Genomic DNA, 26,638 nt, shown 5'->3' with positions numbered 1-26,638 from the left:
GCCGCTTCGAGAGAACCACCCATTGAGAACCGCCGGGCCCCGCACACCGTTTAACTGACAGACCCGTCGCCTTCGGCGCGCTCATGCTTGTCCTCGTCGCGTTGAGTTCCGTCATGATCGGTATCGCTCGCCGTAATCGCACCCGCCGTATCTGACATCGCGCGGGGAGGGACGTATCACCTTCCCGATGTGACGGTCTCTATGAGGGTGATGTCAGCAGGTAACGGGTACAGGTACCTGTTGCGCACTGTCGCCGCCGGCGATGGCGACCGCGCTCTGTCGACCCCGCTGACGCGCTATTACAACGTGGAGGGCACGCCGCCAGGTCGTTGGCTCGGTGCCGGAGTCGCCACGCTGGGTGGTGGGCGGATCGGTGTGGGCGATCAGGTTTCCGAGGCTCAGCTCCAGCTTCTGGTCGGCATGGGCCGTGACCCCGTCACCGGGGTGCCGCTGGGTCGCGCGTACCCGGAGTACCGCAGCGTCGCTGAGCGGATCGGGCAGCGTGTAGCCGCGCTCGATCCTGCGCTGGGACCTGCGTCCCGCGCTGAAGCGATCGCTGCTATTGAGATGGAAGAGGCCGAGCGCGGGACGCGTAGGGCGGTTGCGGGGTTTGACTTCACGTTCTCGATCCCGAAGTCCGCTTCGGTGTTGTGGGCGGTTGCGGACGCTGGGACGCAGGCGTTGATCGCTCGGGCGCATCATGCGGCGGTTGCGGAGGTAGTTGCGTTCATGGAGCGGGAGGTTGCAGCCACCCGCACGGGTGCAACCGGGCGCAACGAGGCAGTTGCGCAGGTCGATGTGGCTGGTCTGATCGCCGCGGCGTTCGATCACTACGACAGCCGGGAGGGGGACCCTCATCTGCACACCCATGTCGTCATCTCCAACAAGGTGCAGACCGTTCTCGATGGTAGGTGGCGCTCTCTCGATGGTCGCCCGATGCACGCCGCGACGGTCGCCCTGTCGGAGTTGCACGAGGCGGTGTTCGCTGATCACCTGACCCGAATGCTCGGAATCGAGTGGGAGGCGCGGGAGCAGGGGCGGGACCGGAACCCGGCGTGGGCGATCACCGGGGTTCCGCAGACACTGGTGGCTGAGTTCTCGACGCGTGCCCGGCACATCGACGCCGAGACTGACCGGCTCATCGAGAACTTTGTGTCCGAGCATGGGCGGCGGCCGTCGCCGGCGACGATCATGAAGCTCCGCGCCCAAGCCACCCTTTCGACCCGGCCGGAGAAGGAGATTCGGTCGCTGGCCGACCTGACCGCCTCGTGGCGGGAACGGGCCGGGCAGGTGCTCGGTTCGGATGCGACCGGGTGGGCGCGAGGGGTGACCCGGAACGAGGCACCGTTGCTGCTGCGTGCCGACGACATCCCGTTGGTGGTGATCGCCTCGCTCGGGCGGGAAGTGGTCGCCGCAGTCGGTGAGAAGCGCTCCACCTGGCATCGATGGAACCTCACTGCCGAGGCGGCGCGGCAGACGATGGGTTACCGGTTCGCGTCGACCGAGGATCGCGAAGCCATCGTCGGACTGATCGTGGACGCAGCCGAAGCCGCGTCGCTGCGCCTGACCCCGCCCGAACTCGCATCCAGCCCGGCCGCATTCCGCCGGCTGGACGGCACGAGCGTGTTCCGTCCGAAGCACTCCGCGCTGTTCTCCTCCGAGGAGCTGCTGGGCGCCGAAGACCGCCTCCTCGAACGCGCCCGCACCACCACCGCACCGACCGTGCCGCTGACCACCGTCGAACGGGTCACGAAGCGGCCCGACAGCAAGGGCCGGATGCTCGGTGACGACCAGGCGGCCGCGCTGGCGAAGATCGCGCTCTCGGGCCGGATGGTCGACGTGCTGGTCGGCCCGGCCGGCGCCGGGAAGACAACCGCGATGTCGGCGTTGCGGCGGGCGTGGGAACACGAGCACGGGCGCGGCAGCGTGATCGGGCTCGCGCCGTCAGCGGTCGCCGCGCAGGTCCTCGCCGATGACCTCGGCATCCCCACCGAGAACACGGCGAAGTGGCTCGACACCCACGACCGCACCGGAGAGACGTTCCGCAAGGAGCAGCTCGTCATCGTCGATGAAGCATCGCTGGCGGGCACGCTCTGCCTCGACCGAATCACGGCCCTGGCCGCTGAGGCCGGGGCCAAGGTGCTGCTGGTCGGGGATCACGCCCAGCTCCAGTCCGTCACCGCCGGTGGCGCGTTCTCCCTCCTCGTCCACGACCGGGACGACACCCCTGAACTGGTCGATGTGCACCGGTTCGTCAACCTGTGGGAGAAGACCGCGTCCCTCGCGCTGCGGCACGGCCGCACCGATGTCATCGACACCTACATCGAACACGGTCGCATCCGAGGTGGTGAGACGGAGGAGATGATCGACGCCGCCTACAACGCCTGGCGCTCCGACACCCTCGCCGGGCGGGCCAGCGTCCTCGTGACCGACTCGAACGAATCCGTGCAGGCGCTCAACAACCGGGCGCGGGCTGATCTGATCCTCGACGGCACCGTGAACGCCCGCCGTGAGGTCGAACTGCACGACGGAATGAGGGCTGCGGTCGGGGATACCGTCATCACCCGCCGCAACGACCGCCGCCTCCGCGCGGGCAGGTCCTGGGTTCGCAACGGCGACAGGTGGACGGTCACCGAGGTCCGTGACGACGGCGCTCTCACCCTCCGCCGCGCAGGGCGCACGTGGGGCGCCTCGGTCGTGGTCCCGGCCGAGTACGCGGCCGAACACCTCGACCTCGGCTACGCCGTGACGTCATACCGGGCGCAGGGCATCACCGTGGACTCCTCGCACGTCCTGGCGGATGCGTCGATGACCAGAGAGACGTTCTACGTCGCCATGACCCGTGGCCGCGAGGAGAACATCGCCTACGTCGCCGTCGATAAGCCTGACCCTGCCCACGACGGCCCGCACCCCGGCGACAACGAGGATGCGTCCGCCCGGTCCGTGTTGTTCGGGGTGCTGCAGCACGTCGGTGCCGAGCTCTCCGCGCACGAGACGATCACCGCCGAGCACGACGCCTGGGCCTCGATCGCACAGCTCGCCGCCGAGTACGAGACCCTGGCCGCCGCCGCCCAACACGACCGCTGGGCAGCGCTCATCCGCTCGTCTGGGCTCAGCGACGACGACGCCGAGGACGCGATCGCTTCACCCGCATTCGGAGCGCTGACCGCCGAGCTCCGCCGGGCCGAGGCGAACCAGCACGACGTCGAGACCCTGCTGCCACGCCTCGTGCGAGCACGCGGGTTCGGGGACGCCGACGACATCGCCGCGGTCCTGCATTACCGTCTCGCTCGCGCGACCGCCAGGCCAGCGGGAGCCGGGCGCGCACGCAGAACACCACGTCTCATCGCGGGCCTCATCCCCGAAGCCACCGGCACCATGCCATCCGAGATGCGGCAAGCGCTGACCGAGCGACGCGACCTCATCGAAGCCCGAGCCGATGCCCTCCTCGACACCGCACTTACCGAGAAACACGAGTGGATCACGAAACTCGGAACCCCTCCCAAGACTGCACGAGCGGCCCACGCATGGCGGTACGCCGCGCGCACCATCGCCGCCTACCGCGACCGCTACAGCATCACCGGACCCGCGCCCCTCGGAGCACCCGCCGAAGCCGACACGCAGAAGATCGACGCCGCCCGCGCCCGCGCCGCGCTTACCCGGGCACAAAACCTCGCACAGGCCGAGCAGCCAGAGCAGGAACGCGCCCGGCGCACCGGACCGCAGCACGTCAGGCCGTCGCTGTAGGGGTTCGACTACTCGGTCCGCTCCGGTGGTTGGATCATCCGCACGTTCGAAACGCCGCCCTGGTTCACGCAATCCTGAGCGAGGTCATGAACACGCCAGTAGAAGTCAAGGTCGGCAGCCGCCGCGTTCACGGTGCTCTCGACAGGCATGTAGCGGTGCAACGGTGTTGAGACACCACCGTAGGAATAGCCGAAGTTATCCACCGTGAGGATCGTCAGGGGCTCTGATCCGGACCACTCGATCCCGACGCGCACGTCGTACTCGTCGTTGCCCGTCGCGTCGGCAGTCGCGCGGATGAGAGCCATCAGGTCTGCGACGCCGCACTCGACCGCGTCCGACTGGATCTGCGATCCCTCGAAGTACCCGTCGCTACTCATGCGGTGGCCGCCGATTGCGGCTGCGAGCGTGACTGATCCGTCGTGGTGGAGACTCGCCCATGCTTCCTTCCACACTGATCGCTCGCCCGTTGCGGTGTTCACGGCGACCCAGCGGCGCAACCCCGGCCGTGGGTTATGCCGGTCGACGTTTTCCAGCGGGTGCACACCGCCACGTCCGGCGTAGAACAAGGCGAGGCCCTCGGCCTTGGTCAGCACGTCGCGCGCACCGTCGCGCGTCAAGCGGTTGTGGAGGCGAGGGACGCGCGGGTGGGCGACAGCGATCAGCCAGGCGCGTTCGCTCGTTGCGCGCACGCCCGCAGCCTCGGCATACAGACTGTCGAGCGCTTCGCTGGCGTGGCGGCGTTCATCGAAGCGAGCTCGATACATCGCCTCGATCTGGCGTTCCTTCATCCATACGGTGTCGGAGTCGTTGCGCACCGGAGCGCCGAAGTAGTCGTTGCGGTAGATCAGGTGTGGCCCGTCAACGCTTGCCGGCACTTCCACGACGACAGCTCGGGCACCCTCGGTTCCGAGACGGTGCACGTTGAGGCCGAAGACGGGCGGGGAGATAGCGGTGATCGCTGCGGAGCGCAGGGATCGCTCGTACCCTTCATCGAACTCTCCGACGTCGACTCGCTCTGTCGCGGCCTTCTGCGACTCGCGTACTCCGAACACGATGACGCCGCCGCCGCTGTTCGCCATCGCTGCAACGTCCTTGGGGAAGTCTGTTTGCGGTAGTCCCTTCGCCGGGGGCAGCTCTGACTTCCAGTCCAGATCGTTCGTCTCCATGACTCCGTTGCTCACCGCGGCGTCCAGCAGCTCGTCCGTCAGAGGCCCAGGAGCGACCCCGAGGGCGCGATGCAGAGCGGTGAAAGTCATGACCCCCAGCGTAGGGATCACCTGCGACAACTGGCAGTGACGCCGACCGGAAGCTGCCTACAGCGCGCGCCCGTCCCGACGAGCGGACGGGGTGATGCCCGACTCACGCGCGAATGCCTGCCCGCCCCCACCTGCAGGCGGGTCGAGGAGGGCCGTGACATCTGCAGCGTCCGTGACGAGGGACGCGACGCCTTCGCGCAACAGCCGGTGCGTCCCGGCACTGGACACACTGGTCACCGGACCGGGCACGGCGCCGACCGGGCGGCCGAGCTGCGCAGCGCGGGCGGCGACGTTGAGGGAGCCGGAGCGATAGCCAGCCTCCACGACGACGGTCGCACCGGAGAGGGCACCGAGGACGCGATTGCGGGCGAGGAACCGCCACTTGGTCGGCGCGGAGCCGGGCGGCATCTCACTGGCGAGAAGCCCGAGGTCTCCGACCCGTTCCAGCAACTCACGGTTACCGGACGGGCAGAGGCGATCCAGACCGCCGACCATGACGGCGAGAGTCTGCCCGCCGGAGGCGAGGGCGGCTCGGTGTGCGGCAGCGTCGATGCCGTAGGCGCCGCCGGCCACAATGATCCGCTCGGCATGGGTCATCTCAGAGGCGAGTTCGCCGACGACGTGCTCGCCGTAACTCGTGGCGGCGCGGGCTCCGGTGATTGTGACGCGATCGTTCAGCGGCGCAGTGAGTAAGGAGACGGCGCCTCGTAGCCATAGAGCGGTGGGGGCACGATCGCCCAGATCGTTGAGGGCGGTCGGCCACTCGTCGTCGCTGGGGATGAGGATGCGCAGCCCGAGACGGCCAGTCTCCGACAGTGCCTGCGTGACCGTGCGGGCCTCCATGCGCGGGGCGACCTTGTTGCGCCACAGCCCAGCCTCGACGGTATCGATCTTCTTCGGGAACGCGCCGGTACCGGCCGCCAGGCGCACAGTCTCGACGGCGCCGACCGCAGCGATGAGCCTGCCGGTCACCGCGTTGTCGGGCTCCAAGGTCGCTGCCAGAGCGACCCGTGCGGAGCGTTCGTCCTTGGCGAGAGAAGTGATCGTGACCATGCCCGGCTCCCATCGTGTATGCCAGACAGGTGCGCGAGCGCCGCCCGAACGCATGGGCGCACCTCTTACGAATGTCGGCCGAGAGCCGTACTCTGAAGGAGAGGCAGATTCCTCCTTGATATGGCGTCCCTCGCGGACAGGCCCTCGGGCCACTCTCTACGCACTGTCTCGTCACTTGACCGTGCCACGAGAGGAAACGCCATGATCCGGCTGCTCTGGGCGCTCAGCGCCCACGCCCGCTACTACCTGCGGCGCTACATGCCCACCAACATCGCGCTCGATGCGATCCGCACCCGCCGCGGCCTGAAATGGGGCACCCCCGCGATGCTCCTCGCCGCGCCATACTTCCTCGCTGCGAACTACTGCGTCACCCTGATCGAGGACGGCGGCCCCGGCTGGCTGAACCTCCTCGTGCTCCTGTTCTGCTGGAACGCGCTCAAGTTCCTCATCATGGGGCCGATCAGCGTTGTCCTCCTCATTCGCGCTCGTATGGAGGAGTCGGCAACCCACCGCCGCCACCGTCGTGCGCTTCGGCCGATCGAGCCTGCCGAACCGACAACGGCGCGCACGCCATAGGAAACCGCATCGCGGCCTCGCCCGCACCGTTCGAACAGCGACGCCGCAACGGCACGCGGTGATTCGCATGCCGGACGGCGGGCAACTTCACCGGGGGAAGAGGGCCGGGGAACAGCCCCGCTCGTTTGTCCTTCGAGACTGGAGGGATGAATCAACACCAGTCCAGCCCGCACGCCCTGGAACCGCTCCTGAACATCGACGAACTCGCCGACTACCTCGGCGTGCCCGTCTCCACCATCTACGACTGGCGCACCAATGGCAAAGGCCCGCGCGCCTACCGCTTCGGCAAGCGCATCATGTTCGGCATCACCGACATCCGCGCCTGGATGGACACCCTACGCGAGCCCGCCTCTCCTACTGGCGCTGCCACCTTTCCCGGAGCGGGGGAGGGCGCGTGTGGGTAGGCCCCGCACGCCGATCGGAACCTTCGGGATCATCGCCACCCGTCCCCAGCCCAATGGCAACCATGTGGCCCGCGCCCGATACCGGGATTGGGACGGCAGCAACCGGCTCGTTCAGGCCACCGGCCCCTCACGGGCCGCCGCGGAGCGCAAGCTCAAGCAGAAGCTCGCCGAACGCTCCCTCTACCAGCCCGGATTCAACGGGATGAGCGCCGACAGTTCGTTCCTGGAGCTCGTCACCTACTGGCTGGAGGACATGGAGATCGAAGACCGCCTCTCGCGAACCACGAGGAACCTCTACGAGCGCGACATGCGCACTCTCGTCGTCCCCGCGTTCAAAGACCTCACGCTCCGGGAGATCGGGGTCGCCCGCTGCGATTACTTCCTCAAGCAGCTCGCCAGACGCAGCTACAGCCGCGCCAAGCACGCCCGCGTCGTTCTCCGACTCGCCCTCGCTCTCGCGGTTCGCCACGAGATCTTGCCTCGCAACCCGATGGACCACGTTTCCCGGCTGCACCGGAAGAAGACCATCCCGGAGGCGTTCACGATCGGCGAGGTGCAAGAGATCCGCGCCGCGATCAAGGCATGGGAGTCCCGGCGGATACTGGCGGGCCCGAGGCCGGATCGGCAGCTCGGGCAGATCGTCGAGGTCATGCTCGGCACCTCCGCCCGCATCGGCGAAGTCCTCGCCATCCGACTCCAGGATCTCGACCTGGATAGTCCGATCCCGACAGCACGAATAGCCGGGACGATCATCAGCCGCAAAGGCGAGCCCACCCACCGGCAAGACCATCCGAAGACGGATCGCTCGGTTCGCCGCGTCGCACTGCCGTCATTCGCCCTTCACGCGATCCGCTCCCGTCTCCTCCGTTCCGGTGACGTCGACCCGGGTGCGCTCCTGTTCAGCACGCGGGTCGGGACGCCGCGCACGACGAACAACATCCGCAGGCTCCTGCGCGACGTGATGGACGAGGCCGGGATCGAGAACGTCACGCCGCACCGCTTCCGCCGTACTGTCGCCACTGTCGTCAACGACGCGCAAGGCGCGCTCCTCGCCTCCGAGCTCCTCGGGCACACCGACCCGCGGATCACGATGCAGCACTACATCCAGCGCAACGAGACCGTGAACCCCGTCACGGCTGAGCATCTCGAGCGGGCTTTCGGTAAGGCTGGATGATGAGGGGAAGACCATGCCTGCGTAGGGATCGCGTACAGGCATCATCGACGCTCGTCGTGCCGATCCTTACTGGAAGACATCAGTGATCGGTCCGCCCGTCACACCAGGTTCGAGGACGAGCACGGGCTTGTAGCGGGGCTCATCCTTCCTATTGCCATCCCATTCATAGACGACGGTTCGCAGCGTGTTGAGGTAGCGCCCGACAAGTACGGCCATCGTGTAAGGGCCATGGAAGGCGAGGTGTACCTCGGCGCGTCCTTGGCCGGCAGAGAGTTTCTTGATTTGCTGTGCGATGGCCGTGCTTAGACGAGCTGCTTCTCGTGGGTCGATTCGTTCTGTACTCCCAAGCGAGATGATCTCCGCTGCGTCGAATCCATCGGCTGAGTCGTTCACGAGCTGTTCGAAAGCGGTCCGATCTGCATGTGGTGTCAAGGTCACGAAGATCGCCACGCGATGTTTGAGTTCTGCCGCTTGATCCTGCTCTATCCGGGTGGGCTCGATGGTCAGCTCGGTGGTCTGCGGGTCGTCATCGGGCGCGGCGGACGTCCAAGCATTGCCCTCCGGATCGACCACGACCACCCTGCCGATCTTCGTTTCAGGCAGCGCCGCGCCAACTGCTAGCCCAACTGACAGGTGGGCTCCGCCCGATACGCGCACGCTCTTTGCGCCGGACGCGTACACGGCATCGCTGGTCAGCGGGAGAGTCTTCTGGAGCAGTTGCAGCGCGCCTCGGGAAGGAAGCCGCCCGTCGTCCGACGGTTTGAGTCGGATGTGAAGGTCCTCCTCGTCGGCGTCGAGGGCAGATGATGCAGGGCGGCTTTGCACGCGAATCGTGAAATCGCGTCCTTCTGCGCGAATGATGGGCTTTCGTTGCTCGACGCGGTGCATCAGAAGATCACGCACGATCTCGACTTCGCCGCCAGACGGCTGGCGCATGTTCGCCTGCTTCTTGTCAGCCAGGGTTCGTGCTGGCGCGAGTCGTAGGAGCCGATCCGGGGCGTCGTAGTCACACTTCACTTCTTCGCCTGCCCGTGTGACAGTGTTCGCGATACACAGGCTGAAGTTGGGATCGGCGTCGAGCTGGAGCAGACGTGGCAGTTCGCGTTCGCGGACGATGTCGCTGTGTGCGATGTCGGGGGTGACGACGAGCACGCCCGCCGAGAGACCTCGGGTGAGCGCCTGTTCGAGGCGGTCGGTGGTCGTGCCGGGTCGCAGGTCGGTGTGATCCCTCCACACGACAAGCCCGGCGGCCCGGAGTAGATCTTCAAGAGCGTCCGCTTGCGCGGTGCCATCTGATTGGCGGTAGGAGATGAATACCGGGCCGTCGCCGCGAACGGCACCGTCCGGTAAAGGACCGAGGGGAGGGAATCTCGAAGGAGGGACAGAGACGACTGCTTCCTTCGTTGTGGTCTTCCCGAACCGTTGGCGCCGGGCGATGAGTCCGAAGAACGCACCGGTTGCGCCAGGCGCAAAGACGAGCAGTGCGATCGGGTTGGAACTGACCTTGGCGGTCGCCCGCATCGCTGCGTGATCGACGGTGCTTGGTCCGGATAGGGAGGGGTGGCTGTGCCACTCACCGACGTAGCCGATCGGATCGTCGTCAGCTCGTTGCTCCAGAAACTCCTGCAAGAGCTCGTCCGCGCGAATGTCGTCGCGAACGTACCTGTTCGTCGTTGCCCCCTGCCCCTCAACAACCAGGGCGTGAGTTGCCACGATGGTGCCGTTGTCCTGGTAGCCGAGGAGGATGCCACCGGTCTCCCGAGGGAGGTGGTTCGCTGCCTCGAAGGCGATGGTCTCGTAGGCGTCGACGAGCAGGTCGATGCGCGATGGTGGTCGAGTCATTCGTGACTCCTTACTGCGCCGATCGACAGGTCTCGCGTTTCCCCCGCTGGGTGGAGAGGGCGATCGACGAGCAGGCCGACGGCGTGACGCACGGTCGCTGCGGCCGCCTCGATCACCGCGTAAGGGGGCGTCGGAGAGATTGGACTGCCACAGCCGGCTTCGAACAGTTCAGACTCAGGCTGATCGACAACGTTGGACGAGGGCGGTAGCGGTTCGGCTCCGTCGAGCGGCGGCAGCACATCAATTCGGTAGCTCGTACCACCGTTCTGGATCGACGCTGAGACGAGCCGCCTGGACAACGCCCGTGCAGTGACATGGAGGAGTGCAGTGGTGGCGAAATCGGCGGTCGCGTTCACCACGAGATCGTGGTCGGTCAGAAGCTCGACAGCTTCGTCACCTGAGGTGAGCGCATGATCGATCACCTCGATGTCGGCACCTGCAACTCCACCGCGGTCAATCAGATGCTGCTTGACGGCCTCAACCTTCGACCGCCCCACGGCTTCAGGGCCGACAAGGTGACGGACGAGATTCCCGGGCATAACGACGTCGCTATCGAGCAGGGTGAGTTTCTGAACACCAGAACGCACGAGCATGTCCGCAATGAACGAGCCGAGGGCTCCGACGCCCACAACTGCGACTCGCTGTCCGCGGAGCTCGGGAGCAAGCTGACCCGAGCGTGCGGCTTTGGCGGCATCGGTGTCGGCACCCGAGCTCAGGCGCCTGACTGCGATGCCGCCAGTTTCGGTGGGCCATACTTCGAGGGTGATTGCGCCGTCGTGAGAGCCACGGCTGTAGATCAGCACCACGATCTCTATCGTGTGCTCGCGAATTCTGCGGTCCAGGTCGACGCTGGGGTTGATGCGAGCGGAGATGTCGTCCCATGATCTGGGGGGCACGTCTACATCGCCGAGATCGGCAACGTATCCGAAGCGATCCTTGCTGTGTTTCGAGGACTTCGCTGGCTTGGTGCCGCCGCCGATTCGCATTAGGTTGTTCGCTGCCGGGCGGAACCGAACGAATCCGCTGGGATATCGGGTCAGGTCATCGTAGAGATAAAGCCGCTCATCCTCGGAGGGCTTGAAGTAGCGGTCGAGGTCTAGGTCGGGTCGGTCGTCTGGCCAGCCTGCTGCCGCCTGTTCGAACCAGGCAGTGACATGTTCGAGGAACGCCGGCGCTTCCGTCCACCACAGCCCCTCATGATCGTCCTCGGCAACCAGGCACAGCGCCCCGTCCAACTCCCGGTGCCAGGACCACGCGACCGCATCTGAGTCGAGCGGAACCACGCGGGGTGGCTGAAAGGGGTAGCGGGAACGCAGCGTTATGAGAACCTCGGTCGTACCCCCAGGGTGAACGATTGTCCCTCGCCAGCCGTGGTCGTCCTCCGTGAAGCCGGCTCGGATCAGCCCTTCCTCGAAGTGCTGTCGTGAGTATGCGACGTAGTCGTCGTACTCGGTGAGGGTCACCCGAAGGTCCTCGTGCCCGCCGGAACGGTCCGTGCGCCAGCCGAGATGGCGGACGCGCGCTTCGACCCATCCTCGTTGAATCCCGGCGGCATCGGGAACACGGTCTCGTCATCCCCGTTCTTGCCCAGCAATCCCTGGAACGCCAGTGCGGCCTTGCCCTCGTCCTCCTCGTCGAGCGCTTCGCGTGCGGTCTCCGCAGCGTCAGCGAAACGAGTCTTGGCTGCATCCAGTTCATCATCTGTCGCACGAATGCTGATGGTGTGCCCCGGCAGGGTGGGGTCGTTCACTCCGATGCCGAGGGTGACGTAGTCGTCGAGGATCTTGCTGACCTCTTCGAGAGCAGAGACGTAATACTCTGCGTGATCGTTGCCCGAGACCAGGCCGGAGGCGAAGGCTTGGTACGTCGCGACCTCGATGAAGAACCCACCAGGCTTCTTGCCGGAGCCGAGTATCGAACGTCGGGTCTGACGGAGCAGCTTCACCGTGGGAACGTAATAGCCGTCATGCGCGGCGTTCATTTCGCTCGACAGCGACGTGAGCTTCTCCGGATTGGTACGCACCCACTCGTCCTCATCGCCCTTCTGCGGGATCTCCCACGTCTCGCCGTCCCAGTAAGGGCGGGCGGGCACCGCGTCGACATACAGGTCGTACTCGGGGAACGACACCTGCAGGCTGCGATCCTGGCGCTTGGTTCGCCGGTGACCGTCGTCATCACTGCCGAACTCCGCATGCAGGACGGTGAAGAATCGGTCGAGGATGTCTTTCGACGTGACGTCGTTCGGTAGGTCAGGGAGCCGCACGAACACGTCAACGTCTTTGACCCGCTTGATCGACACGCTCCTCTTATACGAACCGATCAGCACCGGGTCCACTCCGTACTCGGTGAGCTTCGTGTCAGCTTCGAGTGCATCGCGCACCAGCCGGTGCGCCTCCGGTGCGTTGGCCTTGTCATCGCCGGGCTCGATGGAGCTCAGCGCATCCTTGAACTGCTGCTTGAGGTGAGCCATCGGGCCCTCCGATCTGGTTGTGAATGTCTTGGACTTCTCTGAGCCTGTCCCATACCACCGACACTTCAGCGAGCATGGAGCAGGTGGTGTACTACTTCTTGCCGCGCTTGCCGGTGCTCTCGTTGGTCGTGGTCTTCGGGTGACGCTTCACCGTGGACTGCTTCACGAACCGACCCGTGACCGCGCTGCGCCCTCGCTTACCCGCCATGCTCCTCACCTCCTCGGCGTTCTAAACTTGATGCTATGTTTCAATTCTAACACACTCCGTGTCGGAGGCGACAGGCTGTCGCAGATGTGACACACTGGAGGCATGGCCAAAACCACGATCAACACGGCCGCGCTGTACTCCGCGCTAGACGCCGCGCGTCAGGAGAGGCAGCTTTCCTGGCGGGGGCTCGCCGGTGAAGTAGGGGTGAGTCCCTCGTTGCTCTCTCGGCTCGGCAACGGCCTCAAGCCCGACACTGACGGTTTCGCCACGATCATTGCCTGGCTCCGACTCCCGGCCGAGGACTTCTTCGAGCATGAGGGACAGCGTGACGCCAACGACAACCGCGAACCTGACCTCATGGCGCAGCTCGCACCGCTTCTGCGCGCCCGAAAGGATCTGAGTGAGACCGACGTCAAGTACCTGCAACAGGTGATCGGCGCGACCATCGAACGTGCACGGGCTCAGGGATGACTCGTGCGTCGAGGATTCAAGACCGAGGCGAAGAGCCTCGCGCTGGAGCTACGGGCCGAGATCGGCATCGACGCGCATGCGCCTTTCGACCCCTACGCCTTCGCTTCTGAGTACGGCATCCCGGTCGTCCAGCTCAGTGACCTTGATGGTGTCGCGCGTGATCACTTCCTGCGAGCGGACGGAAGCGCACTGTCCGGGGCGCTGATCCCGAACGGGAGTGGCGTGGTCATCCTGGAGAACGACGCTCAGCCCCTGACCCGTCGTCGCACCACCATGTGCCACGAACTCGCCCACGTCGTCCTGGAGCACCAGTTCGGCGTTTCGCTTTCCGACGAGAGGAAGTGTGGGCTCGGCGGCGACCAAGAAGCCGAAGCCGACTGGCTCTCGGGGGAGATGCTGATCCCCAACGACGGAGCATTCCGGCTCGCTCGAGCGAACGCCACCGACGAGGAGGCAGCGGATGCCTACGATGTCAGCCTCGCGATCGCCCGCTGGAGAATGAACCATAGCGGAGCGCGCAAGGTGATGCAGCGGACCCGCGCCAAGTGGGTGTGAACCGGACGTGACCAGTGTGATCAGTGCTTTTCCCCTCGGGACTATTGAGGGCGTTTCCAAGATTATCGGTGACCTATACAGTGGCACCGAACTCACACGCATTATGGCCGAAGTCCCGCTTCGTTCTGATCCCGGCGAAGGGCACACTAAGTGGCGCCGACTCGCCCACGCTGTCTCCAATAATCAAGCGAAGACCGGTAACGGGAATGCGCTGATCGCTCTTGTTCGGGCGGCAATGCGGGCGGAGCGCACGCTCGATCGTAAGTCTCGCGCAGACATCGCACGCGATGAGCTCAATCAAGTTCTATCGCTAGTGAGCCTCAAAGTGCTCGCCGACGGGCGAGTAGCAACGGCGAAGAGGGCGTCCACTGATACTGAGGCGCTGGCTCGCTCGGAACGGCTCTACAAGATTCTCGAACAACGCGGAGCGCATGCCGAGGTACTTGCGTACTGTCGAGAAGACCTCGTCCGCGCGGACTACTACGAAGCGGTCTTCGAGGCGATCAAGGGTTTGGGGGCACGGATTCGTTCTCAGACCGGCGTTGATGCCGATGGATACGGCCTCATCGAGAAGACGATGGCCGGCTCAATCCCACCGCTCAGAATCAACGGAGGGCGAACCCGCACCGAGCGGGATGAGCAACTCGGTATAGCCAATCTCGCGAAGGGGCTGTTCAGCGCCTTCCGGAACCCAGTGGCCCACGAGCCCAAGTTGCACTGGACCATGAGCGAACTGGACGCTCTTGATGTTCTGGGAACGCTGTCCATGATTCATCGTCGGCTGGACACAGCGATCTCGCGGAACGGTGACGGCGTGTGAGTATGGTTGGAGCGCTTTCGATCGACCTGACAGCACGCATCGCAAGTGCCGACGCGGCGCTCGCGCTAGGGGGCGTTGTCGTCGTGGGCGCTGGGCTGTCGATCAGTAGTCGATTCCCCGCCACCCGAGGCCTCACCTCGCTCCTCTGGGACGCGCTGGATACTGACGTTGCTGCACGATCGAAGTTGGCCAGCGCACTTGGTCGTGAGGATGCCGACGCGAAGTCGCTGGTGGGCGATGAATGGGCTGACGTAAAGCAGGCCTGGGCGGCGGTCGCAGGTAGCGCAACCGCGCGCCACCGGTTCCAGAGTCAGTTCGTCAAGCTGGACGGCGAACGTAGCACGCAACCGTCCGTCGCGCACGAAGCCCTCGCTCGCCTCGTCCACTCCGGCGTTATCGAGTGTGTGGTCTCGCTCAACTGGGACACCGCGCTCGAATGTGCGTACCAGCGACTCTACGGAGCCGCGTTGCCTGCGGGGGTGGTATTCAAACCGCACGGCGATGTCGCCCAGCCACACGTGCCCTGGACACTGCCGCATGAGCCCGGCGTAGTCCCATCTGACGTCCTCGGAACAATCACGCAGCTCCGCTCAACGCACGCTCGCACACTCCTCATCGTCGGCTACTCCGAGAGCGACCAAGTCGTAGTCGACGAACTAGTGCGGCCACTCGATCAGTCCTGGCGAACGATCCGCATCGGGCCCCACGCGATGGGGGGCGAGGACTTGAAGGAGACGGCAGAGGTTGTCCTACCGGCCCTCGCGGAAAGGTATGCGATTCGAGAGGAACGTTCAGCATGGCACACGGTGACCTATGCAGGCAGCCGAGGTGTCGATTCCTGGCTGGCGGGTCAGCGCCTCGGCCCGCAGGACGTGGACTCGTGCCCAGAACTTGACGAGGTCCAAACCATCAAGCGATCGCTTCAACATGATCGCGCAGTGGTCGTGAACGGTCCCACAGGTTCGGGAAAGTCCATCTGCGCTTATCAGGCACTCCGAGGTCTGATGAATGACGGATACGAAGTCCTCCGATTGCGTGACAACGCGCGCCAGGACGGGGTGCGCTCATGGCTAACGGATCTGGTTGCCTTTCCACACAGGAAGGTCCTGTTCATCGACGACGCCCAGGACCTCTCCGCAGACACAGTGCGCGAAATCGCGGAAGCCGCCACCCCCGAGAGGCTGGTGCTCATCGTCGGTATCGACCATGTTGCCGGTGGCGTCAACACCGTCCACCTCAGCGCTTCAGGTGCGGTGGCCCGACTCGCTCGCTTCGTGCGTGAACAGCGGGCGAGCCTATTCCCTCATATCCGTGCTCTCGATGATCACGTCGGAAACCACCCGCATGACTTCAATTTCGAGCGACGCATCGACCTCGCCGAGCGCGAGCCGACCACCTGGCAGTTCGCGTACGTTCTCACCGGCGGATGGCGAAGGGTTCGTCGTCAAGCGATGGAACTTCGGGACCAAGGCCGGGCGGACCTGGCGCTGGCCGCCATCGCGGTCGCACAGGTCGCGGGGGTTGACTCTGGAGTTGCTCAAGATGAACTAGAGGCTCTCCTGCCAGTTCTTCACCGAGACCAACAGTGGCTGGAACGGTCTATCGAGCAGTTGCGCCGCCGACGGCTGATCTCCGAATCTGACGGCCGCATCCGTTGCGCCCATCTCCAAGCCGCGCTAAATGTGATCACCTGGAGCCTTCATCCACCCAGACATGTGTTCCCGCCTCACAGGAGGCCGGAAGTGCTCCCGGTTGCCTCTGCGTCGGCATCACCCCGGACAACGGCTTACACAACCGCCACGCCCGTGGACACGACGATGCCAGCTCCACCGCAACTTCCCGCGCTGGAAGTTGAACGCGACAGAAAGGCAGTCGGCGCCCTCATCGCTTTCGTACTGAACTCGGCCTCGACGCCGCTACGAGGGTGCACGTGGCTCGTCGGTCGGAACCTGGACACCGACGCACGATGGATACTCAGACGCGAGGGAGTGCTCTCTGACGCGCTTTACAGCGAACTCGCTCGCCGCGCGCTAGCTATCTCCGGGGACGGCGACATCGCCGAAGCGGCACAGCTACTGTCTGAGGTCATCGCCTACTCTGACGGCGCGGTGATGGTGACCGTGCGAGCGCATGCAGACCGGCTCAGAGAATGGTACGCGGCGATCGCGCCCGAGAACGGCTGGGCGCTTGGAGATCTCGCGAACAGCCTGCACCAGCCTGACGCCGAGTTTGCCGAACAGGTCGCCGGCTTCACGGACGGGCGACGGCTCGCGCGCCTAATCCTCGACGGTGGCTGGCCGCACATCTACTCCAGCTCACACGCACTGGACCGCCTGTGCAATATCGGTGGCGAGACGCTCCGCGCCTCGACCAAAGCACATCTCGATGAGTCGGCCTACAGGCAGATGCTCGACGCCAACCCACCGGAGCTATGGCACATCTCGACGCTCATCGAGAACCTCTCAGCGGCAGATCATGACCTCGCCCTGCGCTTGGTCGAGCACTCCGCAGGTCAGATCGCGTCGTTGCTCATGATGGACCCAGTCCGACGATGGAACGATCTGTTCAATCTGGTTTTTGGCACCCTCGGGTACGCCGCGATCACCTTCGGGCGCCGAGCTAATCTTCCAGCGAAATGCCGGCCGGCGGCTCGCACGCTCGTCCGCGCGCTCGATCGTGACCAGGTCGCCCAAGTATTGTCTGGTCCGCAGGATCAATGGGGGCAGATGAACTTTGACGTCTTCATCGGTCTCGTGGAGAAAGCAGATGCCGCCACGTTCGCCGACGTCGCAGACCGCCTTGACTTCGCCAAGCTCGAAGAGTCGCTTGCCACACCAGAAGGACGACCATCCGGTACGGGCCTCTACCTTTGCGTTCAGCTGTTTGAGCGGAAGTCAGATGAGGTGCGCTTGATCCTCGACCGACTCGAACCGTCGCTCATCGCACTCGACTCATTCATCGCGTTCATGGCGCCGGACGTGGCCGCCCGCGCGCTTCGGAGAGGATTGCCGCTCGATCTTGGACTTGACCACCATCGTTGGGGATGGGCAGCTGCTGTTGTCGCGCGTCTCGCCGAGCACGATGCCGGCCTCGCACTGGAAGTGGTCGAAGCGAACAGAGCAGGGGTGGTCGAAGGGCTGACCAACAACACAAGCGACCCTTTCGACAACCTCAACGCATGGGTCGAGGTCTGTGACCATCTCGACTCGACCCTGATCGACACCCTCATAGCTGAGCTTCCCGAGGGAGCCGTGTCGAAGTGGGAACGGGCCATCAAACGTCCGCAACGCTACGGACACTCGCGCCGCGACCAGATTGCACCACTTGTCTTTCGCGCAGCCAGAACTAGCGGGCATGTGAAGTCGGAGGCCGAAGGGTTGCTACAGCGCTTTCCGGCGCTCGCGCGGATGCAGCTTGGATAGCTGTCAGCGGATAATTGTGTCTAGGTGGCCGAGCCGAGCCGAGCGGTACGCGGGTGGCGGTCCCAGTAGTCACGCTCTTGATCGCTTCACGGGGGACCAGAGGGGGACCAGAATCATGCAAACCATGCATCCCGTGACCCGTACTGCATGATCTGACCCGCGGAATCATGCGGAAAGCCAACCTGATCGGTGTTTCTGGACGCCTGGGGGTCAGGGGGTCGCAAGTTCAAATCTTGTCAGCCCGACAGGCGAAAGGGCCGGAATTCCACGGAATTCCGGCCCTTTCGCGCGTGCTCAGGCGGTCATCGGCACACGCGGCTGCGGTCACGTGGCTGAGATACGGGTGCCTCCCGTGCTCGCTTCCGTATCACGGTCAGCCGTGCCGCTCGTCCGTCGCCGGGGCGCCCTCGTCCTCGCGCAGCACCCGCACGTCCCATGAGCCCAGCTCGATCGTCGCCCCCGCCGGGAACGACGTGCCTGTGACGACGTCAGTCGCGCCGCACGGCAGGGTGAAGGCGGACGGCGTCCAGGACCAGTTGTGCACGAATCGCAGGTGCTCGCCCCGGGTGTTGCGGGCGCCGGTCACCGTCTGGCTCGGGGCCTGTGTCTGCCAGCCGGAGCCCGCGTCGATCGGACGACGTCCGGACGTCGCCCAGCGCAGCACGGCGGCCGCCAGCTGGGGGTTCGGCACCGTGCCCACCATGGTCAGACGGCCGGATCCGGCGCGCTGGGTCGTCACCGCGGCGAAGCGACCGAAATGCGGATGCTCGTAGCCCGCGAGGACCTGGGCGCCGGCCGGCCGGATGCCGTCGATCCACCACTCGGCCGCAGCATCGTCGGGCAGCGAGAGCCCGTCGACCCCGCGAACCGGAACCGGATCGTCGATCGTCGCGATCTCGTCGTACCACGCGCCGGCCGCTGCCGAGAGCAACGCAGGCTTGCGCTGCGTGCGAGCGCGCGCCTCGTGATCCTCGTAGCCGGTCCTGATGCCGACGACGAGATGGCCGCCGGCCTCTGCGTAGTCGCGCAGCCAGCTCAACGTCGCGTCGTCGAGGATCGTCAGCCCTGCGGCGACGAGCACAGGGTGCGCTTCCGCGAACTCGGCCGGATCCTCGTCGGCAAGCGACCCGGCGTGAACGATCCGAGACGAGAGCCCGGCGTCGAAGGCGCCGCGCAGGTACGCGTCCACGATCGTCTGGAAGGTCCGCTCGTTGGGCCCCCGGCCCCCGCCGAGCGCCGGGTGCTCGCTCAGCGCCCACTTCGATTCGTTCGACCAGAGAACGGTCACATCGTGATCGGGCTCGAGCCCGGCCACCGCATCGCCGGCAGCGAGGAACTCGGCGCCGAGCGCCGCGATCTGCTCGTAGGTCCGCCCCGGCTCCAGGCTGTGCGGGAGCACCCCGCCCCAGTAGGTCTCTGCCCCGTAGTGGAGGCTGTGCCAGTGCCAGTACTCGATCATCGTGGCGCCGCGCGAGACGAGGGCCCAGGCAGCCTGGCGCCACTGCCCGTCATAGGCGGGCTCGTTCTGCCAGGACATGCCGATCGACGACGCATCCGTTTCGGTGATGAGGAACGGCTCCTGTCGTGAGCCGTACATGCGGTCCGCGGTGGCATACAGCGCCCAGGTGCCGTCGGTCGTCCAGCCCTGCTCGCCTCGGGCCGAGCCGGCAGGCAGAGCCAGTCGGTCACGCATCCGGTAGTAGGCGTTGCCCGCCGTGACATCGAGGTGCGCGGCGACCGCTTCGTCCTGCAGGGTCGGACGCTCGTACGAGAAGCACGTGGTGACGAACTGGTCCGGGCGTGCGTATTCCCGCGCGATGTCGGCCTGCCAGCCGATGAAAGCCGTGGTGAGCCCCGCCTGGAATCGGCGCCACGCGAGCGTGTACTGCGGCTGGGCATTCAGGTCTGGAGTCCACAGATCGGCCCACGTCGACAGCCGGTGGGACCAGTACGTCAGCCCCCACTCGGCGTTGAGGGTCTCGACGTCGCCGTAGGTGCGCCGCAGGTGGTCGACGAAGCGCTGGAAGACCTGCGGGTTGTGGAAGATCTCGTTGCCGGGCTCGTTGTCCACCTGGTAGCCGATCACGGCCGGGTGGTCCGCGTATCGCGCGAAGATGCGTCGGATCAGCCGTTCGGCGTGGAACAGGAAGGCCGGATGCGCATAGTCGATCTCCTGTCGGGCGCCCCAGCCCATGGGCTGTCCGGTCGCGCGCTGCGCGTTGATCTCGGGGTAGCGTCGCGCGAGCCACATCGGAGCGGCGTACGTGGGCGTGCCGAGAATCACGTGGATGCCTCGGCGATGGGCGCCGTCGAGCACAGGCTGCAACCAGTCGAGGTCGAAAATACCGTCATCCGGCTCCCAGGTCGACCACACCGATTCTCCGACGCGGATGACGGAGAAGCCGGCGCGCTGCATGAGGTCGAGGTCGTCGTCGAGACGCGGGACCGGCTGATATTCGGCGTAGTACGCCGCTCCGAACAGCACCCTCTCGCCGAGAGCGGGGAACGCACGACGTGGATTGCGCGGCGATGTCATGAGGTGGGGGGTCATCCTTTCACTGCTCCCGCGGACAGTCCCTCAAGCAGCTGCTTGCGCAGCAGCAGGAAGACGAGCACGGTGGGGACGCTCGCGAGCACGGCGCCCGCGAGCACGAGGTCGAATGCGCGGTTCTCGGCCTGGAAGAGCGTGTTCAGGCCGACCGGCAGGGTGTATTGGTCGGAGTTCGAGACCAGCACCAGCGGCCACATGAACGAGTTGTAGCTCTGCAGGAAGCTCCACACGGCAAGTGCGCCGAGCGACGGACGCAGCAACGGCAACACGATGCGACGGAAGATCTGGAACTCCGTGTTCCCATCGATCCGCCCGGCTTCGATGATCTCGTCCGGCACGGACTGCACGATGTACTGCTGCATCATGAAGATCCCGAAGGCGGGAGCAACCCACGGCACGATGAGTGCGAACCATGGGTTCGACAGGTGGCTCTTGACCACGAGGATGAACAGCGGAACGAGGATCACCGCGAAGGGGATGCTCAGCGAAGAGAACATGACGGTGAACAGGACGCGCTTGCCGGCGAAGCGGAACTTCGCGAACGCGTAGCCCGCGAGGGCGCAGACGAACACCGACACCGCCGTGGCGATCACGGCGACCCCGACGCTGATGCCGAACCACCCCCAGAACGGCTGCGTGGACAGCAGGCGGCTGTAGTTGTCGAGCGTCGCGGGAACGGGGATGAGCGAGGTCGACGAGAAGATGTCGCCGCGAGGCTTGAAAGAACTCGCGACCGCCCACGCCAGCGGGAACAGGAAGACGACGAGCAATGCCACGAGGGCCGCGTACAGCGCGATGCTGCCCCCAGTCGACCGCCGGCGGCGGCCGCCCATGCGGGGCGCCGGCTGCGATGCGTTGCGGCGTGAGGTGATGGCGGTCACTGGGTCCTCCCGATGGCGAGGGCGCGGTTCAGGATCTGGCTCACCGCGAACACGATGATGAAGAGCACGACGCCGGCGGCTGCGGCGTAGCCGAACTGCTGCCGCTCGAAGGCAGCACGGTAGATGAACATCGCGACCGAGAGCGTCGCCTCGCCCGGTCCGCCGTGAGTGAGCAGGTACGGCTCGTCGAACAGCTGCGCTGCGCTGATGAAGCTGGTCACGACGACGAAGGAGCTCACCGGCCTGATCGCGGGCAGGGTGACCGTCGCAAAGGACCGGATCGGCCCGGCGCCGTCGAGCTCGGCGGCTTCGTAGAGTTCCGCGGGGACCGCCTGCAGCGCTGCGAGGAAGAAGATGCTGAGGTAGCCCACCCAGCGCCAGAGCAGCACGAACGAGATCACCACCTTGGCCAGTCCGGGATCGCCGAGCCAGTCCACGGATCCGACTCCGAACAGAGCACGCAGGACGTTATTGACGATGCCGTAGTTCGTGTCGAGGAGGAGGCCGTAGACCAGCGCGATGACGATGGGCGAGAGGACCATCGGTACGAAGAAGGTCACGCGGAACAGGTCCCGCAATCGCAGGCCCCGCGCATTCAGAGCCTGAGCGATCAGCAACGCACAGGGGACCACGATGACGACGGCGACCAGCACGTAGATGCCGGAGTTTCCGAGCGCCGTCCGAAAACTCGTGTCCGCCACCAAGTCGGCGTAGTTCTTGAAGCCGACGAAGGACGGCCTTCCGAGCCCGACCCACTCGGTCATCGACAGGTACACCGCCGCGACGACGGGCACGATCATGAACAGCACGTAGAGCACATAGAAGGGCGCGATGAACAGGTAGGGGGCCCACCCGCCAGAGGCGGGGTCGCGGTGTCGGTGCCCGGCGGCGGCGCCGGTGATGGTAGTCATGGAGTTCCTCCGGTCGTGGCCGTCATGCGGCCCGGGTCTGGCCGCGGAAGGCGTCTGCGGCTTCCGAGAGCGCTTCGGATGGGGTGCGGCGCCCGCGATAGGCATCCAGCAGCGACCCGCTCAGCACCGTCTGCAGGATGCTCATGTCGGCGCTCTGGTAGTACGGCGGGATCTCGTCGATGACATCGGCGTACACCTGGAACAGGCGCTGCCCGCCGAAGTACGTGTCCTCGAGTCCGAGCAACTCGGGGTCTTTGTAGACGCTTCGCAGCGTCGGCAGATAGCCGAGGGCCTTGTAGCGTGCGACCTGCTGCTCCTTGCTGAGGTAGATCGCCTCGATGAATTGCGTCGCGGCCTGGGTATTGGGCTTGCCGCGCAGCGCACCGAATCCGGTGCCGCCGCCGACCGAGGTGCGGCTGCCGTCTGGCGTGAAGCGCGGCAGCGCCCGAATGCGCCATTTGCCGGACTGATCGGGCACATTGGGCTTGATGCCGTAGGCGGCGTACCAGCTCGGCATCGCGATCGCGGCGAGTTCCCCCGACTTAAGCGCTGCCTGGATGCTTCCGCCATAGAGGTCGGTGACGGTGGTGAAGACGCCCCGCCGGATCCCGTCCACCAGGAAGGCGAGCGCACGCTCCGCTTCCGGCGTCTCAATCGCCAACCGGCCGTCGGCATCGAAGAGGTTCCCGCCGTTCTGCATCAGGGGGATCTGGAAGCCCTGCAGCACCTGGCCCAAGTCGCTGCCGACGCCGACCGCGCCGAACTTGGTTCCGCGCTTGCGTGCGACCTTCTCGGCGTCGTCGAGGAACGCGCTCCAGGTCTCAGGAGTCTCGAGCGCGAGGCCGTCCCGCCGGAACAGGTCCTCGCGGTAGTACTGCACGACAAGGGGAGAATCCGAGTCGAGCGCGTACAGTTTGCCGTTCTTGCTGAACGGAGCCACTCGCGCCTGGATGAGGTCGTCGCCGAAGCGGTCGCGGATCGCCGAGAGGTCGACCAGAAGCTCCTCGGTGATGTCACCGCGCAGCATTCGCGCGAAGTTTCCGATCTCGAAGCCGGCCACGTCGGGCGTTCCCGCCTCGGCGACCGCCTGGGCAAGCAGCTTGGTCACCAGGTCGGCGGCACCGATCTTGGTGACGTCCAGCCGGTAGCGGTAGCGCGTGGCCGCGTCGGCGACGCCGATCGAGTCCGTGAAGAACTGAACATAACCGTCGTCGTGCGTCCAGAAGTCGAGGGTGACCCGGCCGGATCGCACAGTGCGGACATCGCCCGATCCCGCGCAGGCGGCGAGCAGGCCCGGCACCGAGAGCGCGGCAGCGGACGCTGCGGACCAGCGCAGGAACTGGCGTCGCGTGGCGCCGAGGGGAGGGGTGGGTGGTGCTGTCATCGGACTTCCTTGTCTGGATCGGGTGGGTGACTACGTAGTCAATTCGCGGGGCGGAGAGCGCACGCCGAAGAGTGCACACCGACGATCGCGCGCGTCACGCAGGAGCGGCGGTCGACTCCCTCACGACGAGTTGGGTGGGGATATGGCGGTGTCGCTCGGTCGGTGGGTGGCCATCGATCGTGCGGAACAGGCGGTGCATGGCGAGCCGGGTGACCTCTGCGAAGTCCTGCCTGACCGTTGTCAGCGGCACGGCGAGATAGGCGGCCTCCGGGGTGTCGTCGAATCCTGCGATGCTGACGTCTCGGGGGACGGAAAGTCCGGCATCCTGGACCGCGCGCATGGCGCCGATCGCCATCGAATCGTTCGCGACGAAGACCGCGGTCACCGTCTCCCGGCGCAACAGCTCGCGCATGGCTTCGTAGCCCGCCGCGGGAGACCAATCCCCGGACGCGATGCTCGGGGCGTCGACGCCGGCATCGTCGAGCGCCGCGCGCCAGCCGCGAATGCGCCGCCCGGTTGCAGCCCAGGTCGGCGGGCCGGCGATGTGGTGCACGCGAGGATGCCCGAGCGCCAGCAGATGCTCGGTCGCGCTGCGTGCGCCCATCACCTCGTCGGCGCCGACCACGAGCTCATCGCGACGATATCTCGCGTCCGGCGCGTCGAAGCTGAGCAGAGGAAGGCCGTCGGGGATCGGCAGCTCGGGATGACCGAGGTCGAACGGCTCCGACAAGACGATCGCCTCGACCCCCTCGTCGACGAGTCGCTCGATGGCCGCGTGATAGTCATCGAGGTCTTCGCCGACCGTGCGCGCGATGCTGAGCGCATAGCCCGCGGACCGGGCCGCGCGCTCGACGCCCTCGAGGATCGACGCCGGCCCGAACGCAGTCGTGGTCACGGTCACCATGCCGATCCGCCGGCTCCGTCGCGTCACCAGCGCGCGGGCGGCTGCATTCGGCCGGAATCCGAGTTCGGCGATCGCCTGGCGGACGGCCTCACGCGCCGTCTGAGAGACGTTCGGCTCGTCGTTCACGACGCGCGACACCGTCTTCTGCGACACGCCGGCGTGCCGCGCGATGTCCATCATCGACACGCGGCGCACTCCATTGGACGGCATACTTGCGCTCCTTTGCGGGGGTCTCGTGTCACCATAGGAGCGAATGACTACGTAGTCAACCGCGATGTGACCGGACGTGCAGCCGCTGCGCCTCGGGCGCTCGTCGGTGTCGGGGCGTCCCGGCTCGCGTTCCCGACACGCGTGAACCGCCGAAGGGTGCCGAGGTCGCGCCCGCCTCGTTCTACTATCCATCGGGAACCAATAGCGGCGGTTCCCGGGCGGAGGTTGTGCGATGACGGCGTATGAGGGCTCGGCTGTCGAGCCGACGAGGAAGGTGCGAGGCGACGTGTACTCGGCCGACTGCCCGTGCCGCGATCTGCTCGATGTCGTGGCGAACAAGTGGGCGGCTCTCGCGATCGGCGCGCTGGCCGACGGGCCGGTGCGCTTCGGCGAGCTGCAGCGGCGGCTCGCGGGCGTTTCCCCCAAAGTTCTCACCGCCACGCTGCGTCGGCTGGAGGCGTTCGGGCTCATCGATCGGACCGTGCTGCCCGCGGTGCCTCTGCATGTCGAGTGCGAGCTCACCGATGTCGGCTACAGCGCGCTCGGACCGGTCTTCGCCCTTCGCCAGTGGGCGGATTCCCACTACGAGCACGCCCGCACGGTCGCGGCAGGCGACGACGACGGAGCGGGCGCAGGAGCACTATCCATCGGATAGTAGGGCACCTTGCGGGTAAGCACATTCTGCTGGTTAGTGTCGTGAGCGGCTGCGCCGCGGGGCGGATGCCAGAGCAGAAAGGCGGTCCGAATGACCACGAATCACATCATCGACACGGGTGCCGTCGCGGCCGTTGTGTCTCGAGCAGGCGGATCGATCGACGGTCCGGAGAGCCTCGTCGACGTCTCGCTTCCGGCGCCAGGGCTGCCTACGGGGCATGACGTCCTGGTGGACGTGAAGGCCGTCTCGGTGAACCCGGTCGACGTCAAGATCCGCGCCTCAGGCAATCGCGCGCACAAGGATCGAGTGCTGGGCTGGGATGCCGCGGGCACGGTCGTCGCAGTGGGGGACGAGGTGACGCGCTTCCGCTCGGGCGACGAGGTTTACTACGCCGGAAGCCTCGACCGGCCGGGTTCATACGCTCGCCGGCAACTCGTCGATGAGCGGATCGTCGGCCACAAGCCGACGAGTCTCGGATTCGCCGAGGCCGCTGCACTGCCGTTGACCGCGCTCACGGCGTGGGAGGCTCTCTTCGACAAGCTCCGTCTTGGCGCGGACTCGACCGGGACGATGCTCGTGCTCGGCGCGGCCGGCGGCGTCGGGTCGATCCTGATCCAGCTCGTCAAGGCGCTGACCGACGTGCGCGTGATCGCGACGGCATCCCGAACCGAGACTCGCACCTGGGTCGAGGGGCTCGGCGCGGATGTGATCGTCGATCATCGCGCTCCCGATCTCGACCGCCAGGTGCTCGCGGCCGCGCCGGGCGGTGTCGACTACGTGTTCACCGCGCAGAGCAAGGGGCGCATCCCGCTGTTCACGAAAGTCGTCCGGCCGTTCGGCCACATCGTCGCTATCGACGACGAGCGCGATCTGGACCTCATCGCGTTGAAGGACAAGGCCATCTCGTGGCACTGGGAGTTCATGTTCGCGCGCGCCCGCTACAACTGGGATCTGAGCGCGCAGCACGGTGCCCTCGAGCAACTCGCTCAGCTCGTCGACGCGGGCCGGATCCGCACGACCCTGACGCAGACGCTCGCGCCGCTCAACGCGGCAAGCCTTCGCGAAGCTCATCGCATCGTGGAGTCCGGCGGCGCGATCGGGAAGATCGTCGTAGCCGACCCGGCCTGAGCGCGGCACCTCCGCC

At 66.0% G+C, this 26,638-nt stretch carries 20 protein-coding genes; 10 read left to right on the top strand and 10 right to left on the bottom strand.

Translation table 11 applies throughout. The features are described 5' to 3' along the window. The first annotated feature begins 201 nt into the window (after positions 1-201). Complete coding sequence (mobF, locus tag ABD716_RS15280) at positions 202-3,747, top strand: MobF family relaxase (protein ID WP_344778384.1); 3,546 nt, start codon at positions 202-204, stop codon at positions 3,745-3,747. Positions 3,748-3,755: 8 nt separating this feature from the next. Here the strand turns inward: mobF and ABD716_RS15275 are convergent, their stop codons facing one another. Together ABD716_RS15275 and ABD716_RS15270 are read right to left on the bottom strand one after the other, a co-directional pair. After that, complete coding sequence (locus tag ABD716_RS15275; protein WP_344778382.1) at positions 3,756-5,003, bottom strand: AlbA family DNA-binding domain-containing protein; 1,248 nt, start codon at positions 5,001-5,003, stop codon at positions 3,756-3,758. 57 nt (positions 5,004-5,060) lie between these two features. Continuing rightward, positions 5,061-6,056, bottom strand: coding sequence for a DNA-processing protein DprA (locus tag ABD716_RS15270; protein ID WP_344778380.1), 996 nt, complete (start codon positions 6,054-6,056; stop codon positions 5,061-5,063). Positions 6,057-6,257: 201 nt separating this feature from the next. Between ABD716_RS15270 and ABD716_RS15265 the strand changes: the two genes are divergently transcribed. From ABD716_RS15265 to ABD716_RS15255, 3 genes are all read left to right on the top strand, one after another. After that, positions 6,258-6,632 (top strand): sulfate permease, encoded by a 375-nt coding sequence (locus ABD716_RS15265; protein WP_344778378.1) that lies wholly within the window; start codon positions 6,258-6,260, stop codon positions 6,630-6,632. Between the two features lie 146 nt (positions 6,633-6,778). Beyond that, positions 6,779-7,036, top strand: coding sequence for a helix-turn-helix transcriptional regulator (locus tag ABD716_RS15260; RefSeq protein WP_344778376.1), 258 nt, complete (start codon positions 6,779-6,781; stop codon positions 7,034-7,036). Then, on the top strand, positions 7,029-8,210 hold the full coding sequence (locus ABD716_RS15255) for a tyrosine-type recombinase/integrase (protein WP_344778374.1): 1,182 nt from the start codon (positions 7,029-7,031) through the stop codon (positions 8,208-8,210). The genes ABD716_RS15260 and ABD716_RS15255 overlap by 8 nt, the downstream gene beginning before the upstream one ends. Before the next feature lie 66 nt (positions 8,211-8,276). On the opposite strand, the gene ABD716_RS15250 is transcribed toward ABD716_RS15255, so the two are convergent. The 3 genes from ABD716_RS15250 to ABD716_RS15240 are packed head-to-tail and all read right to left on the bottom strand — an operon-like array spanning position 8,277 to position 12,522. Next, positions 8,277-10,052, bottom strand: a complete 1,776-nt coding sequence (locus ABD716_RS15250) for an SAVED domain-containing protein (RefSeq protein WP_344778372.1) — start codon at positions 10,050-10,052, stop codon at positions 8,277-8,279. Beyond that, a complete protein-coding gene (locus ABD716_RS15245) occupies positions 10,049-11,515 on the bottom strand; it encodes a ThiF family adenylyltransferase (protein ID WP_344778370.1) in 1,467 nt (488 codons plus the stop codon). The genes ABD716_RS15250 and ABD716_RS15245 overlap by 4 nt, the downstream gene beginning before the upstream one ends. Then, positions 11,512-12,522, bottom strand: coding sequence for an SMODS domain-containing nucleotidyltransferase (locus tag ABD716_RS15240; RefSeq protein ID WP_344778368.1), 1,011 nt, complete (start codon positions 12,520-12,522; stop codon positions 11,512-11,514). Before ABD716_RS15240 ends, ABD716_RS15245 begins: the two co-directional genes overlap by 4 nt. Before the next feature lie 310 nt (positions 12,523-12,832). On the opposite strand from ABD716_RS15240, the gene ABD716_RS15235 reads away from it, so the two are divergent. From ABD716_RS15235 to ABD716_RS15220, 4 genes are read left to right on the top strand one after another with little or no spacing between them, the layout of a single operon-like run. After that, a complete protein-coding gene (locus ABD716_RS15235; protein ID WP_344778366.1) occupies positions 12,833-13,201 on the top strand; it encodes a transcriptional regulator in 369 nt (122 codons plus the stop codon). 3 nt (positions 13,202-13,204) lie between these two features. Continuing rightward, positions 13,205-13,756, top strand: coding sequence for an ImmA/IrrE family metallo-endopeptidase (locus ABD716_RS15230; RefSeq protein ID WP_344778364.1), 552 nt, complete (start codon positions 13,205-13,207; stop codon positions 13,754-13,756). A 7-nt stretch (positions 13,757-13,763) separates the two neighbouring features. Beyond that, on the top strand, positions 13,764-14,576 hold the full coding sequence (locus ABD716_RS15225) for a TIGR02391 family protein (RefSeq protein ID WP_344778362.1): 813 nt from the start codon (positions 13,764-13,766) through the stop codon (positions 14,574-14,576). A gap of 2 nt (positions 14,577-14,578) precedes the next feature. After that, positions 14,579-17,998, top strand: a complete 3,420-nt coding sequence (locus ABD716_RS15220) for a P-loop NTPase (RefSeq protein ID WP_344778360.1) — start codon at positions 14,579-14,581, stop codon at positions 17,996-17,998. A 373-nt stretch (positions 17,999-18,371) separates the two neighbouring features. Here the strand turns inward: ABD716_RS15220 and ABD716_RS15215 are convergent, their stop codons facing one another. The 5 genes from ABD716_RS15215 to ABD716_RS15195 form a co-directional block, all read right to left on the bottom strand. After that, entirely contained in the window at positions 18,372-20,549 is a 2,178-nt protein-coding gene (locus tag ABD716_RS15215) for a beta-galactosidase (RefSeq protein ID WP_344778358.1), read from the bottom strand. Beyond that, complete coding sequence (locus tag ABD716_RS15210; protein ID WP_344778356.1) at positions 20,546-21,430, bottom strand: carbohydrate ABC transporter permease; 885 nt, start codon at positions 21,428-21,430, stop codon at positions 20,546-20,548. Before ABD716_RS15210 ends, ABD716_RS15215 begins: the two co-directional genes overlap by 4 nt. After that, entirely contained in the window at positions 21,427-22,341 is a 915-nt protein-coding gene (locus ABD716_RS15205) for a carbohydrate ABC transporter permease (protein WP_344778354.1), read from the bottom strand. Before ABD716_RS15205 ends, ABD716_RS15210 begins: the two co-directional genes overlap by 4 nt. A gap of 22 nt (positions 22,342-22,363) precedes the next feature. Further along, positions 22,364-23,725 carry an ABC transporter substrate-binding protein gene (locus tag ABD716_RS15200; protein ID WP_344778352.1) on the bottom strand — a complete coding sequence of 454 codons (1,362 nt, stop codon included), beginning with the start codon at positions 23,723-23,725 and terminating at the stop codon, positions 22,364-22,366. Positions 23,726-23,819: 94 nt separating this feature from the next. Continuing rightward, a complete protein-coding gene (locus ABD716_RS15195) occupies positions 23,820-24,839 on the bottom strand; it encodes a LacI family DNA-binding transcriptional regulator (RefSeq protein WP_344778350.1) in 1,020 nt (339 codons plus the stop codon). Positions 24,840-25,071: 232 nt separating this feature from the next. On the opposite strand from ABD716_RS15195, the gene ABD716_RS15190 reads away from it, so the two are divergent. Both ABD716_RS15190 and ABD716_RS15185 read left to right on the top strand, forming a co-directional pair. Beyond that, entirely contained in the window at positions 25,072-25,494 is a 423-nt protein-coding gene (locus tag ABD716_RS15190) for a winged helix-turn-helix transcriptional regulator (protein ID WP_344778348.1), read from the top strand. Positions 25,495-25,584: 90 nt separating this feature from the next. After that, a complete protein-coding gene (locus ABD716_RS15185) occupies positions 25,585-26,622 on the top strand; it encodes a zinc-binding alcohol dehydrogenase family protein (protein ID WP_344778346.1) in 1,038 nt (345 codons plus the stop codon). Positions 26,623-26,638: the final 16 nt, after the last annotated feature.

This window comes from Gryllotalpicola kribbensis (genome assembly GCF_039538245.1).
GTDB lineage: Bacteria > Actinomycetota > Actinomycetes > Actinomycetales > Microbacteriaceae > Gryllotalpicola > Gryllotalpicola kribbensis.
Note: the sequence above shows the minus strand (reverse complement) of the source record. Positions and strands in the feature narration are given on the sequence as shown.

Coding starts and splice junctions, on each gene's coding strand:
- ABD716_RS15200 (WP_344778352.1), bottom strand. CDS start 23,725: ATGACAGCACCACCCACCCCTCCCCTCGGCGCCACGCGACGCCAGTTC.
- ABD716_RS15250 (WP_344778372.1), bottom strand. CDS start 10,052: ATGACTCGACCACCATCGCGCATCGACCTGCTCGTCGACGCCTACGAG.
- ABD716_RS15265 (WP_344778378.1), top strand. CDS start 6,258: ATGATCCGGCTGCTCTGGGCGCTCAGCGCCCACGCCCGCTACTACCTG.
- ABD716_RS15240 (WP_344778368.1), bottom strand. CDS start 12,522: ATGGCTCACCTCAAGCAGCAGTTCAAGGATGCGCTGAGCTCCATCGAG.
- mobF (WP_344778384.1), top strand. CDS start 202: ATGAGGGTGATGTCAGCAGGTAACGGGTACAGGTACCTGTTGCGCACT.
- ABD716_RS15215 (WP_344778358.1), bottom strand. CDS start 20,549: ATGACCCCCCACCTCATGACATCGCCGCGCAATCCACGTCGTGCGTTC.
- ABD716_RS15235 (WP_344778366.1), top strand. CDS start 12,833: ATGGCCAAAACCACGATCAACACGGCCGCGCTGTACTCCGCGCTAGAC.
- ABD716_RS15270 (WP_344778380.1), bottom strand. CDS start 6,056: ATGGTCACGATCACTTCTCTCGCCAAGGACGAACGCTCCGCACGGGTC.
- ABD716_RS15195 (WP_344778350.1), bottom strand. CDS start 24,839: ATGCCGTCCAATGGAGTGCGCCGCGTGTCGATGATGGACATCGCGCGG.
- ABD716_RS15275 (WP_344778382.1), bottom strand. CDS start 5,003: ATGACTTTCACCGCTCTGCATCGCGCCCTCGGGGTCGCTCCTGGGCCT.
- ABD716_RS15185 (WP_344778346.1), top strand. CDS start 25,585: ATGACCACGAATCACATCATCGACACGGGTGCCGTCGCGGCCGTTGTG.
- ABD716_RS15190 (WP_344778348.1), top strand. CDS start 25,072: ATGACGGCGTATGAGGGCTCGGCTGTCGAGCCGACGAGGAAGGTGCGA.
- ABD716_RS15260 (WP_344778376.1), top strand. CDS start 6,779: ATGAATCAACACCAGTCCAGCCCGCACGCCCTGGAACCGCTCCTGAAC.
- ABD716_RS15220 (WP_344778360.1), top strand. CDS start 14,579: ATGGTTGGAGCGCTTTCGATCGACCTGACAGCACGCATCGCAAGTGCC.
- ABD716_RS15205 (WP_344778354.1), bottom strand. CDS start 22,341: ATGACTACCATCACCGGCGCCGCCGCCGGGCACCGACACCGCGACCCC.